Source organism: Burkholderia sp. MSMB1459WGS, from assembly GCF_001534535.1.
In the GTDB taxonomy this organism is placed as follows: Bacteria; Pseudomonadota; Gammaproteobacteria; order Burkholderiales; family Burkholderiaceae; genus Burkholderia.
The window spans coordinates 544,298-556,049 of the sequence record NZ_LPMU01000023.1 but is presented as its reverse complement, the minus strand read 5'-3'; the positions used below and the strand labels follow the sequence as shown (position 1 = coordinate 556,049).

Here is an 11,752-nt window from a genome sequence, read left to right as displayed (position 1 = left end):
CCGATGTGCAGGGGCGCGCGTCGCGGCCTGCGATCCGCTTCCGCGCACGTTCGATTCCCCGAAATTAATTTGCCGATACCGCGACGGATTTCTCCCGCTTGCTCCGTTTAACGCATGAACGACCGCTTCCGGTCGATGCCCGTTATTTCGGAGTCTTTCATGAAACTTTCTGTTCCATTGCGATTGGCCGCCGGTTGCCTGGCTGCGCTCGCGACGTCGGCAGCATTCGCGCAGGCCGTCATCGTCGCGCCTTACGCGCCGCCGCCGCCGCGCGTCGAAGTGATGCCGGCCCCCCGTGCGGGTTACGTCTGGGATCAGGGGCACTGGCATTGGCGGCAGGGCCGCTACGTATGGATTCCGGGCCACTGGCAGGTCGTGCGCGTCGGTTACCGCTGGGTGCCCGGACACTGGGCCGCGCGCGGCCCGGCCTGGCGCTGGGTGCCGGGCCACTGGGCCTGACGTGCACGCCGGCGCGCGGCACGCGGTGCCGGCGCAGCGGATTTTTCACGCAACATCATGAGTCGTGGCGATGCCTTTTCGAACCATCGTGATACTGGCGGTCGCAGCCATCGTGCTGGCCGGCTGCGTCGTGGTGCCGGCCCGTCCGGTGTATTACCGGCCCGCGCCGGTCGTCGTATATTGAGCGCGCCGGCCGGTGGTCGCGGGGCCGACCGACAGGATCGACATGCGGCGCGAACCGGATGTCGATGAAACCGGCACGGCCGACGCCGTGTGCGATGCCGGGCGCGATGCGCGCGGCGTCGACGAAGGGGCGGCATGGCGCCGTCCGGCGATGGCCCGACGCATGCAAGGAGAGCACGACGATGAGCTTCAGCCGGGCGGCGGGGATCCCTGCCGTGACAGTGCGGCGCCAGCGCGCCGCGCGACGAAGCAGGCGACGTTGAACGATCGCGGCGACCGCGATCCGGACGCGGAACTCGTCGCGCGCGTCGGTGCGCGCGATGCGTCGGCGGTACGCGTGCTCGTCGCGCGCAAGCTGCCGCGGCTGCTCGCCCTGGCGACGCGCATGCTTGGCGACCGGAACGAAGCCGAGGATGTCGCGCAGGAGACGTTCCTGCGAATCTGGAAGCAGGCGCCGCGCTGGCGGGAAGGCGAAGCCCGCTTCGACACGTGGCTGCATCGCGTCGTGCTGAACCTGTGCTACGACCGGTTGCGAGGCCGCCGCGAGGAGCCCGTCGACACGCTGCCCGACGTGCCCGACACGCAACCGGAGCCGGCCGCGCATGCGGAGCTGCGTTCGCGCGACGCGCGCGTGCGGCGGGCGCTGGCCGCGTTGCCGCCGAGGCAGCGGGAAGCGCTGGTGCTCCAGTACTATCAGGAAATGTCGAATGTGGAAGCGGCCAACCTGATGGGCATCACCGTCGATGCGCTGGAAAGCCTGCTTGCCCGTGCGCGGCGCAACCTGCGCGCGCAACTGGCCGGCGACCCACCTAGCGAGGACAAGCGATGACACCCGAACGATTTCGTACCATCGTCGCCGCGTACGGCTCGGACGCGCGGCGCTGGCCGGCCGGCGAGCGCGCTGCCGCCGAGGCATGGGCGCATGCGAACCCGCGCGAAGCGCTGCTGGCGCTCGACGAGGCGGCCGACCTCGACGCATGGCTCGCATGCGACACGGTCGCGCCGCCCGCGCCGGCGCTCGTCGAGCGCATCGTCGCAACGGCGCCCGCGCCGCAGCGCGCACGCCGGCGCGGCGCCGTATGGTGGTCGGGCGCGGCGTTCGCCGGCGTCGGCCTGGCCGGCGCGCTCGCGGGGGCGGTGGCCGTGTCGATGCTGATGCTCGGCAGCGCGCCGTCGGTACAGCACGAGCCGGGCTATCTGACGACGACGTTCGGCGGTCCGAGCGTGGACGGAGGCGACGAATGACCGAGCGCGGCTGGAAATTCACCCTCGTCGGCTCGGTCGTGCTGAACGTGTTCATGCTCGGCGCGATCGGCGGCGGCGCATATCAATGGTTCTCGACCTACCGCGACCAGCATGTGCCCGGCACGCCCGCATCACGTACCGCGTTGCGTTTCGCGGCGGATGAATTGCCCGATGCGCGCCAGCGCGAGTTCGCCGCCGTGCTGAAGGCGGCGCGCAAGAGCGGCCGCGATTTCGCGCGGGAAGGGCGCGACGGCCGGATCACCGTGCTGGACCTGCTTGCCGCGCCGCAACTCGATCGCGCGGCGATCGACGCCGCGCTCGACCGTACGCGCGCGGCCGACACCGCGCTGCGGGCGCAGGTCGAGCGCAGCGTCGTCGATTTCGCGGCGACGCTGACGCCCGACGAGCGCGCGAAGTTCGTCGACGGGTTGCAGCGCAGCGGCAACTGGCGTTTGCCGCCGAAGCTGCAGAAGAAGCCCGACGCATCGGCGAGCGAGTAAAAGGAAACCGTGCGCGGGCGGCCCGCGATTCGATCTGCATGTTGCTCGCGCGTCATGCGTATGCCGGTTCCGGCGAGTCGCGCGGTCGTCGTCCGTTGACGATGCATGCCGCCGTGCTGCGAAACTTCCGCCTGCCGTTTCCCCGATCGCAAAAAATATTTCCCCTCCCGCGACGGATTTCCCGGTGCCCTTACGTTGAACGTGAGTACGCACCGCAAGAGAGCCCGTCATGGACCACCCGAACGACTCCACGCCGGCCGCGATCGCGCTGAACCGTTTCGGCCTCGGCGCGCGAGCCGACGAAGCACCGCCCACCGACCCGAAGGCCGCCTTGCTTGCCCAGTTCGACCGATACGACGCACGGCCGGCCGCATGGGCCGGCGAGCCGGACGCGGTCACGCTCGCGACGCGCTTCGCGAACACCCGCAACGCGATGACGAGCGACGACGCGGCCGCCAAGCGCGCAACCGCGCAGTCGATCCGCCGCGACGGCTACGACGCGTATCGCAGCGCAGTCGCCGCGCGCATGAACAGCGCGCTGAGCACGCCCGCGCCGTTCGTCGAGCGTCTCGTGCATTTCTGGGCGAACCATTTCGCGGTATCGATCGACAAGGGGCAGGTGGCCGCATACGCGGGGGCATTCGAACGCGACGCGATCCGCCCGCACGTGCTCGGCCGTTTCGAGGACATGCTCGTCGCCGTCGAGCAGCATCCGGCGATGCAGACGTTCCTCGATCAGGCGCGCTCGGTCGGTCCCGACAGCCCGGCCGCGCTGCGTGCGCAAGCACGCAATCCTTCCGCGAAGCGAGGGCTCAACGAGAACCTCGCACGCGAAATCATGGAGCTGCATACGCTCGGCGTGCGCACCGGTTACACGCAGGCCGACGTGACGGAATTCGCCCGCGCGTTGACCGGCTGGAGCATCGCCGGCGGCCGCGGGCCGCAACCGGGCGATGCGGCGCCCGGCGCATTCGTGTTCCGCCCGAATCTGCACGAACCGGGCACGCGCACGGTGATGGGCCGCACCTACGATCAGCCGGGCGAAGCGCAGGCGCGCGCGATCCTGCACGATCTCGCGCGATCGGAGGCGACCGGCCGGCACATCGCATTCAAGCTCGCCCGTCATTTCGTCGCCGATACGCCGCCGCCCGCGCTGACCGAACGGCTCGCGCGTGCGTTCGATGCGAGCGGTGGCGACCTGCCGGCCGTCTATCGCGCGCTCGTCGACGCGCCCGACGCGTGGTCGCCGGTCGACCGCAAGTTCAAGACGCCGTGGGAGTGGGCCGTATCGTCGCTGCGCGGGCTCGGCTGGCGCGACACCGGCGATCTGAAGGCCGCGCCGCTGCTGGCTCAACTCGGCCAGCCGGTGTGGCGGCCGGGCTCGCCGGCCGGCTACGACGACGTCGCCGCGAGCTGGGCCGCGCCCGACGCGCTCGTGCGCCGCGTCGAGATCGCGCAGCGCCTGGCCGCGCGCACGGGCGACCGGCTCGACCCGCGCACGCTCGGCAACACGCTGCTCGCCGGTTCGATGAGCGCGCCGACCGCGACCGCGCTCGCGCGCGCCGAAAGCGCGACGACGTCGCTTGCGCTGCTGCTCGTGTCGCCCGATTTCCAACGGAGATGACCATGGCACTGTCCCGCCGACAATTTCTCAGCGTTGCCGCCGCCGGCACGGGCGCGATCCTCGTTGCGCCGCGGATCGTGTTCGCGAATGTCGACACCGACCGGCGCTTCGTGTTCGTGATCCAGCGCGGCGCGGCCGACGGCCTGAACATCGTCGTCCCGTACGCGGAGCCCGCGTATGCGTCGCTGCGCGGCCCGCTCGCGATCGACACGGCGGCCGCGACGAAGCTCGACGGTACGTTCGCGCTGCATCCGTCGCTCGCGCAGACCGCGCAGTTGTATCGTGACGGCCAGGCGCTGTTCGTCCATGCGATTGCATCGCCGTATCGCGACCGCTCGCATTTCGACGGCCAGAACGTGCTCGAAACGGGCGGCCGTGCGCCGTACCAGGTGAAGGACGGCTGGCTGAACCGGCTCGCCGCGCTGCTGCCGGCGACGCGCGACAGCGCGATCGCATTCGCGCCGACCGTGCCGCTCGCGCTGCGCGGCACGGTGCAGGCCGCGTCGTATGCGCCGTCCGGCTTACCGGCCGCGCCGGACGATCTGCTCACGCGCGTGTCGGCGCTCTACGAAGCCGACGCGCAGCTCGGCCCGTTGTGGCAAGCGGCGATGGAGGCGCGCGGTCTCGCCGGCGATGCGCATGCACGGCAGGACCCGGCCGGCGTCGGCAAGCTCGCCGCGACGTTTCTCGCGCGCGACGACGGCCCGCGGATCGCGATGATCGAGACGGGCGGCTGGGATACGCACAGCGCGCAGAACGCGCGGCTCGCGAATCAGTTGAAGGCGCTCGACACGATGCTCGCCGCGTTGCGCGACGGCCTCGGCCCTGCGTGGCGGCAGACCACGGTGCTGGTCGCGACCGAGTTCGGCCGGACGGCCGCCGCGAACGGCACGGGCGGCACCGATCACGGGCAGGCGTCGGTCGCGATGCTTGCGGGCGGCGCGGTGGCAGGCGGCCGTGTGATCGCCGACTGGCCGGGGCTGCGGCCCGGCGATCTGTACGAGGGGCGCGACCTGAAGCCGACTGCGTCGCTCGACGCGCTGATCGCGGGCGCGGCTGCCGAAAGCCTGCGGCTCGATCCCCGCCGCACCGCGGCAGCGCTGTTCGCGGAAAGCGGCGCGACGCGGCCGATGAGCGGCCTGATTCGCGGGGCCGCGTGACGCGGCACGTATCGGCGATTGGCCCCGCCGATCGATTACACAACAGGGAGCATCGACAATGAAGATCCGATCCGTTTCGCTCGCCGTGCTGGCGAGCGCGAGTGCCGTGCTGATGTCCGCGTGCGTGGTCGAACCCGTGCGGCCGCCGCAGCCGGCGCCCGTCGTCGAGGTGGCGCCGCCGCCGCCCGCGCCCGGCTATCGCTGGGCCAAGGGGCATTACCGGTGGGCCGGCAATCACTGGGCGTGGGTGCCCGGGCACTGGGTGGCGGTGTACTGACACGGCAAGCGTGTCGACGTGTCGTGCGGCGAGATCAACGTGCCGGAGACGCGCGACCGTGCGAAGTGCCGCAGCAACGGTGGATCCGGCGGGATCGACCTCGTCCGTCGAGCGGCGGAACGCAGTCTAGTCCCACCCGATCCGGTGCTTCTCTTCCGTCTCGCGATGGCGCCAGTCGTCGTCCGCGTGAAGATACTGGCTCGTCGTCGTGAGCGACACATGGCCGAGGTTGTCGCGCACGAGCCGCAGGTCGACGCGGCCGTCGGCCATGTGCGAGCCCGCGCTGTGACGCAGCCAGTGCGCGGACGCCTGTTCCAGCACGCGCGCCGGCTGTTCGCCGGCATCCCCTCGAGCACGCAGCCGGTCGGCCGCGAGCCGGAACACCTGCTTCACGATCCGGTGCAGCGCCGCGCGCGTGAGCGGCTTGCGCGTCTGGCCGAGCGGCAGCACGAGCGGCGTCGATTCGTCGTCGAGCGGCAGCGCGGGCATGCCGTGCGCGCGCCGGTAGCGCGCCAGCTCGGCCATCATCTCGTCGGTGGCCGGCACGAGCCGCTGCCGGCCGCCTTTGCCCGTCACGTCGAGCCACCAGCGCTCGTGCCCGTTCGCATCGCGCCGGCAGAAGAATTGCCCCATCGTCGTATCGGCCGCTTCGGTGATGCGCAGCCCGCCGAGATACAGCAGCGTGAACAGCCAGCGTGCGCGATCCGCATGGAAGCATGCGCGGGCATCGTCGCGCGGCATCGCGGCGATCGCGTCCTTCACCGATTGCCACAGCGGCTGCCCGAGATGGCGCGTGACGCGCGGCGAGGGCCGGCGCTGCCGCTGTCGCGACAACGCGAGCGGATTGCCGGCCAGATAGCCGGCCTGCACGAGCCACGAGAACATCACGTTCAGGATCACCAGCGCCTGCCGCTGGCTGGCTGCCGACAGCGGCCCGTAAAACGGCCGCCAGCGCGGATCGTCGCGCGGATGCTTGCGGCCGCCGTTCGCGCACCACAGATCGGCCGGCGCGGGCGCGAGCAGGAACTGCCGGTAGACCGCGAGATCCTCGTGCGTGAGCGACGACAGCGGCTTGCCGCACGCGATCACGGCCCACAGCAGCAGGCGTTCGGCTTCCTTGCGGTAGTTCTGGAACGTGGTCGGCGTATCGACGAAGCGGGCGAGCCACGCGCGCACGGCGTCGAGGTCGTTGGTCGCGGCGATCTGCGGATGCGCGCTGCCCGAGCGGTTGGTGCCCGTGCGTCCGTCGAGCGCGGCCGGCACGGCCAGCGTATCGATCGGCAGCGGGCGCAGCGCGGTGTCGGACGGAACGGATGAGGTCATGCGAAGGGAACGCGCCGTGCGAACCGCGCGGGCTTGGCCTGGTGGGCGAACGCGGCGCGCCAAGGCGTATCGGAAAGCGTCGATGGTACACGATCGCCGCACGGTGAAGCCGCCGTCGACGGCGATCGCGTAGCCGGCGATGATGCGCGCGGCGGCGCCGGAACAGCGTAACGTATCGGCTCGCGCGCGACATCCGATGAATGAGCGTGCTCGAACGCGCTCCGTAAGGTGTTCGTGAACCTTCTCGCCGGGCGGCTCGTCTAATTGGCCCTTCAACGCTCCCGGAGGCATATCAGATGATTCGCAAGATCCGAACGCTGCTTGGCGCGGCCATCCTGGCCGGCAGCACGCTCCTCGCCGGATGCCAGACCGATGCGGCGGCCACCGCGTCGAACGCCGCCCGCCCGGCCGACGGCGAGCCCGTGGCCAAGACCGTCTACGTCGCGCCGCAGTCCGCGCGTTGCACGGGCGTCGCGCCGATGGAGTGCCTGCAGGTGCGTAGCAGCCCGAGCGAGCCGTGGAGCCTGTGGTACGCGGGGATCGAAGGGTTTGCGTACCAGCCCGGCTACCTGTACACGCTCGAAGTCGACGAATACCGCGTCGCGCGGCCGCCGGCCGACGGCTCGTCGATCCGCTGGGTGCTCAAGCGCGTCGTCGAGCGCCGCCAGGTGAACTGACGGCCGCGATCACGCGGAAGGGCGCGCCGCCGCACCGGCCGGCGCGGCCGTATCGATCCGCCGGAACACGACGGACGACAGCAGGGTCACCGCGCCCATGCACGCGAACGACAGCATGAACCCGTGCGCCGTCGAGCCCCGATAGGCGGCGAACAGATTGACGAGCCCGCCGCCGATCGACACGCCGAGCCCCATCGCGAGCATTTGCATCATCGTGAACAGACTGTTGCCGCTGCCCGCGTCGGCGTGCGACAGCCCCTTGAGCGTCACGCCGTTCATCGCCGCGAACTGCATCGAATTCGCCGCGCCGAACACGATCAGCAGCACGCCTTCCAGCACCGGCGCGGGCCGCGCCGACACCAGCGCGAACCCCGCGATCGCGCAGCCGACGATCCCCGTATTCACGACCAGAAACGCCGCATAGCCGAAGCGCTTCACGAGCGGCGCGATCCACCGCTTCGCGATGACGCCCGCGATTGCGGCCGGCAGCATCATCAGCCCCGATCGCAGCGGCGTATAGCCGAGCTGCACCTGCATCAGCAGCGGCAGCATGAACGGTACCGAACTCGTGCCGATCCGGCACAGCAGGTTGCCGAGCAGCCCCGACCCGAAGTTCGGCTCGCGGAACAACCCGAGCCGGAACAGCGGCTGCGTGCGTCGCCGCGCGTGGGGCAGGTACGCCAGCGCGCTCGCCAGGCCGAGCCCGGCGAGCGCGGCAGACCACGCGGCGCGGTGCGTGGGCATCGGCGGGTCGATCGCGAGCGACAGCGCGATCATCGCGGCCGACAGCAGCGCACAGCCGACGAAGTCGAACGGCGGCGGCTGCGTCGCCTGGTCGTGCGGCAGATAGCGCTGAACCGCGATGAAGCCGATCACGCCGACCGGCACGTTGACGATGAACACCCAGTGCCACGAAATCGCCTGCGTGAGCCAGCCGCCGAGCGTCGGCCCGACGATCGGGCCGAGCTGGCCGGCGATCGACACGAACGCGATCGCCGCGACGTACTGTTCGCCCGGCACGCGGCGCAGTACGGCGAGCCGCCCGATCGGCAGCAGCATCGAGCCGCCGATGCCCTGCACGGCGCGCGCGACGACGAGCTGGCCGAGCGTGTGCGATGCCGCGCAGGCGATCGACGCGAGCACGAACACGAGGATCGCGACCGAGAACACGCGGCGCGTGCCGAACCGGTCGGCGAGCCAGCCGGAGGCCGGCGTGAGCATCGCCATCGTGAGCGTGTAGACGACCACGACGGGCTGCATCGCGAGTGGCGACGCATGCAGGCTTTGTGCGATCGAGGGCAACGCGGTGTTGACGATCGTCGTATCGAGCGACTGCATGAAGAAGGCAGCGGCGACGATCCAGAGCAACGCGGAATGTGTGGGTTCCCGGGACATGGCGAAATCGGTGGTACGAAGGTCCGGCGCCGGTGCAGGGTCGTGCGGCGCCCGCTCGATGGTACCGATTCCGCCGGTCGTCGGGAAGCGGTCTTGCCAACCGCATCGAGACATGATCCGGCTTTCCGCTTCTGCATCCGTTCGACGACGTCGCACGACCTGAGCCGACCGGGCTCGCGCAGCATGTCGCGCGTGGCCGGACAAAATGCATGCGCATGCATCGGTATTCATCCTGCTTCGTCGCGCCGGATCGTGCATCGGCGACGCCCGGGCCCGGCACGAAGCTGCATTTTTGCAACGCATTTTCAATGCGCCGCTCCGTATGCGACCGATCGCAACGGCAACGCGCGTGCGCTGACGGCCGTCCGGCTTCGCTCCGCGGGCATTGCGCCATCAATGCGCGGTCGACACGCAACACGGTACATCGCGTGTTTGGGTGTCGCTCGCCGAATACGGATACGTTCATGAAACATTTCCGCTCGATTGCGACTCGCGCCACCGCCTGTGCCGACTGATGGCGCTTTTTCCGCTTCGGTCAGCGCCGCATGGCACGCCCTTTGCGGTTCACCCGATGCCGCCCGCGCCGACGAATTTCGCCAGAACGATCCGCGCATCGGCGGCATGTAACGACATCGAAACAAACGGGGAACCGGATCGGGTCGCGCGCGCCGTGTGCCACGGCGCATGCGCAGCGCGTGTCGTATCGGCCACGCGCACCGCGCACCGCGCTCCGATCCGTCGAACAGCAAGCGTGCTTGCAAGGTGTCGTGCCGGGGTTCGTATCGCGCATCGCGACGAAGGCCGCGTGTGCGTCGCGTCGCGCCCGGCACATGTCGGGGGAGGCGCCCGTGAAAACGACGGTGAATCAATGGGCAGCGGTCGCGGCGATGTTCGTCGCGAGCGCGCATGCGCAGGAAATCTACCTGCAGGGCGGCACGCAGGGCGTCGGCATCGGGGCGGCCGTGAGCTTCAATTCGATGCTGGGCGCGCACGCGGATTTCAACGCGATCGATCTGACACATGACTTCACGGTGGCCGGCAATCGCTATCAGGACGACCTGAAGCTGCGCCAGGGCGGCCTGTATGCCGATGTCTTTCCGTGGCGAGGCAGCGGCTTTCGCGCGACGCTCGGGTTGCGCTTCAACGACGACGAGCTTCACGGCGTGTCCGTACCGACCAACGGAACCTACGTATTCGGCGGCAAGCGTTATCCGGCGCTTCCGGGCATGTATGCGGTCGCGCAAGCGCGTTATCCGACCGTGATGCCGTATGTCGGAATCGGCTACGGGCATCGGCCGGCGTCGAAAGGGCTCGGGTTCGTTGCCGATATCGGCGTCGCGTACGGGATACCGAAATGTTCGTACACGCTGTCGCCGGCACTGGCCGCGGCGGCCGGATCGGCGAAGAGCCAGGTGCTGATCGCGAGCGGGCTCGACTCGCTGCGGCAGACGATGTCGCGCTATCGGTGGTATCCGGTCCTGCAGATCGGCATCTCGTACCGTTTCTGAGCGCGCACGGGTCACGGTGTGACCGTTTGACGCTCGCGAGCGGGCTCCGCCGCGCGGCGTGCCGGGCGGGCGTCGTGGCGCTTGGCGATGAACGGATGCTCGACGTAGCGGTAAGTCAGCAGCGCACAGAAGACGGCAACCAGCGCGCACGCCAGCGCGAGCGCCCAGATGCCCGAATCGTCGACCGAATTGATCGGGAAGACGAAATTGTTGAACGCGTGAACGATCATGTACACGATCACCATGTGGATCATGTAGATGCTGAAACTGGCGGTGCCGAGCAGCGCGAGCGGCCGGGTCTTGAGCACGCCGTAGAACGTGTTCCCGCTGGCGATGCAGAGAAACGCCGGTAGCAGCGGCAGTGCGCCCGCGATCGAATACCGTTCGGCGGGAGACGGAGACATCGCGAGAATCAGCAGCGCGACCGTCGCCGCCGGTTTCGTGGCGAGCCGCGCACGGACCGCGGGGTGCCGCGACACCTCGTAGGCCACCGCGCCGAACGCGAACAGCAGCGCCATGCCACCGGGCGGCCCGAACAGCGCCGCGCAGGCCGTGACGATCGCGAGCGCAAGCAGCTTGCGCCACGCACGCGTGGCGACGAACCACGCGAGAAACGGAACGGCGACGTAGAACCGCCATTCGTAGGCGAGGGTCCACCAGACGCCGCTCAGATACGGGGTGCGCTGCGCCCCGTTGATCGGGAACGCGCCGAACCAGCCGAGCGAAACGGTCTTGAGCAGGTCGGCCAGCAACTGCGTCGGTGCGTCGACGGCATGGCGGGGAAACCAGTAAAGCGTGCAGACGACGATGACGGCCGCGTAAAACAGATAGAGCGGCGCGAGGCGTCGTACGCGTCCGACGAAAAATGTCCGCACGTCGAACGTGCCTCTGCATGCGCGTTCCCAGAACAGCAGGCCGGTGACCATGAAGAACATCGCGACGGGAATCGTCCCGAGATTGCGCAGGAAGTCGGTGCCGGCGCCCCAGACGCCGGTCGACAGCAACGCCTGGTTGCACGCGAAATGATGGAAGACCACGGAGGTGGCCAGGAGGCCGCGGAACCCGTCGAGATTGCGATAGCGCATCGACAGCGACTTGTCGACGGCCGCTCGGTAGAACGGCACGTGCCGGGCAACCAGCCACGCGATGATCGCCACGGCCGCAACGCATGCCGGGAAGTAGAGTTTGTCGGGTGTCGGGGAGAACAGGGTTTCCAGAGAGGGCGTAACGAAGTCCACTGAAAAGCGTCTCGTGTCTTGGATCGGGATTTCAGGCACGGAGGGTCCGCGTCGATGCAAGGTCTTCTGCGCGCTTCGCACGGCGTTCGATCGCCGGTCTTGTGATTCGATGGTATCAAACGATGGCGCCGGTCGCGGCCGGTTGTGCAACACGATGTTTCAG

General features: G+C 69.5%; 12 protein-coding genes. 9 read left to right on the top strand and 3 right to left on the bottom strand.

Annotation, left to right across the window (positions count from 1 at the left end; genetic code table 11):
• Window positions 1-159: 159 nt before the first annotated feature.
• From WT97_RS10160 to WT97_RS10130, 7 genes are all read left to right on the top strand, one after another.
• Entirely contained in the window at window positions 160-459 is a 300-nt protein-coding gene (locus WT97_RS10160; protein ID WP_059505398.1) for a YXWGXW repeat-containing protein, read from the top strand.
• 226 nt (window positions 460-685) lie between these two features.
• The gene (locus WT97_RS10155) at window positions 686-1,471 is read left to right on the top strand and encodes an RNA polymerase sigma factor (protein ID WP_082751371.1); all 786 of its coding nucleotides are present in this window, start codon (window positions 686-688) and stop codon (window positions 1,469-1,471) included.
• The gene (locus tag WT97_RS10150; RefSeq protein WP_059789542.1) at window positions 1,468-1,887 is read left to right on the top strand and encodes a hypothetical protein; all 420 of its coding nucleotides are present in this window, start codon (window positions 1,468-1,470) and stop codon (window positions 1,885-1,887) included. The genes WT97_RS10155 and WT97_RS10150 overlap by 4 nt, the downstream gene beginning before the upstream one ends.
• A complete protein-coding gene (locus WT97_RS10145) occupies window positions 1,884-2,387 on the top strand; it encodes a periplasmic heavy metal sensor (RefSeq protein ID WP_059505394.1) in 504 nt (167 codons plus the stop codon). The genes WT97_RS10150 and WT97_RS10145 overlap by 4 nt, the downstream gene beginning before the upstream one ends.
• A 229-nt stretch (window positions 2,388-2,616) precedes the next feature.
• Complete coding sequence (locus WT97_RS10140; protein WP_060353355.1) at window positions 2,617-4,011, top strand: DUF1800 family protein; 1,395 nt, start codon at window positions 2,617-2,619, stop codon at window positions 4,009-4,011.
• Between the two features lie 2 nt (window positions 4,012-4,013).
• On the top strand, window positions 4,014-5,171 hold the full coding sequence (locus WT97_RS10135; protein ID WP_060353354.1) for a DUF1501 domain-containing protein: 1,158 nt from the start codon (window positions 4,014-4,016) through the stop codon (window positions 5,169-5,171).
• 58 nt (window positions 5,172-5,229) lie between these two features.
• Window positions 5,230-5,448, top strand: a complete 219-nt coding sequence (locus tag WT97_RS10130; protein ID WP_059505388.1) for a YXWGXW repeat-containing protein — start codon at window positions 5,230-5,232, stop codon at window positions 5,446-5,448.
• A gap of 126 nt (window positions 5,449-5,574) precedes the next feature.
• Here the strand turns inward: WT97_RS10130 and WT97_RS10125 are convergent, their stop codons facing one another.
• On the bottom strand, window positions 5,575-6,771 hold the full coding sequence (locus WT97_RS10125) for a tyrosine-type recombinase/integrase (protein ID WP_060353353.1): 1,197 nt from the start codon (window positions 6,769-6,771) through the stop codon (window positions 5,575-5,577).
• A gap of 296 nt (window positions 6,772-7,067) precedes the next feature.
• Here WT97_RS10125 and WT97_RS10120 point away from each other — a divergent pair, with 296 nt between their 5' ends.
• Entirely contained in the window at window positions 7,068-7,448 is a 381-nt protein-coding gene (locus WT97_RS10120; protein WP_059505384.1) for a DUF4377 domain-containing protein, read from the top strand.
• Between the two features lie 9 nt (window positions 7,449-7,457).
• Here the strand turns inward: WT97_RS10120 and WT97_RS10115 are convergent, their stop codons facing one another.
• Window positions 7,458-8,843, bottom strand: coding sequence for a DHA2 family efflux MFS transporter permease subunit (locus WT97_RS10115; protein ID WP_060353352.1), 1,386 nt, complete (start codon window positions 8,841-8,843; stop codon window positions 7,458-7,460).
• 830 nt (window positions 8,844-9,673) lie between these two features.
• Here WT97_RS10115 and WT97_RS10110 point away from each other — a divergent pair.
• Window positions 9,674-10,351 (top strand): hypothetical protein, encoded by a 678-nt coding sequence (locus WT97_RS10110; protein ID WP_082751370.1) that lies wholly within the window; start codon window positions 9,674-9,676, stop codon window positions 10,349-10,351.
• A gap of 11 nt (window positions 10,352-10,362) precedes the next feature.
• Here the strand turns inward: WT97_RS10110 and WT97_RS10105 are convergent, their stop codons facing one another.
• Window positions 10,363-11,589 (bottom strand): acyltransferase, encoded by a 1,227-nt coding sequence (locus WT97_RS10105; protein WP_060353351.1) that lies wholly within the window; start codon window positions 11,587-11,589, stop codon window positions 10,363-10,365.
• Window positions 11,590-11,752: the final 163 nt, after the last annotated feature.

Bases quoted from the DNA above. Each gene is read 5' to 3' on its own strand.
- WT97_RS10160 (WP_059505398.1), top strand. From the start codon at position 160: ATGAAACTTTCTGTTCCATTGCGATTGGCCGCCGGTTGCCTGGCTGCG.
- WT97_RS10155 (WP_082751371.1), top strand. From the start codon at position 686: ATGCGGCGCGAACCGGATGTCGATGAAACCGGCACGGCCGACGCCGTG.
- WT97_RS10150 (WP_059789542.1), top strand. From the start codon at position 1,468: ATGACACCCGAACGATTTCGTACCATCGTCGCCGCGTACGGCTCGGAC.
- WT97_RS10145 (WP_059505394.1), top strand. From the start codon at position 1,884: ATGACCGAGCGCGGCTGGAAATTCACCCTCGTCGGCTCGGTCGTGCTG.
- WT97_RS10140 (WP_060353355.1), top strand. From the start codon at position 2,617: ATGGACCACCCGAACGACTCCACGCCGGCCGCGATCGCGCTGAACCGT.
- WT97_RS10135 (WP_060353354.1), top strand. From the start codon at position 4,014: ATGGCACTGTCCCGCCGACAATTTCTCAGCGTTGCCGCCGCCGGCACG.
- WT97_RS10130 (WP_059505388.1), top strand. From the start codon at position 5,230: ATGAAGATCCGATCCGTTTCGCTCGCCGTGCTGGCGAGCGCGAGTGCC.
- WT97_RS10125 (WP_060353353.1), bottom strand. From the start codon at position 6,771: ATGACCTCATCCGTTCCGTCCGACACCGCGCTGCGCCCGCTGCCGATC.
- WT97_RS10120 (WP_059505384.1), top strand. From the start codon at position 7,068: ATGATTCGCAAGATCCGAACGCTGCTTGGCGCGGCCATCCTGGCCGGC.
- WT97_RS10115 (WP_060353352.1), bottom strand. From the start codon at position 8,843: ATGTCCCGGGAACCCACACATTCCGCGTTGCTCTGGATCGTCGCCGCT.
- WT97_RS10110 (WP_082751370.1), top strand. From the start codon at position 9,674: ATGTCGGGGGAGGCGCCCGTGAAAACGACGGTGAATCAATGGGCAGCG.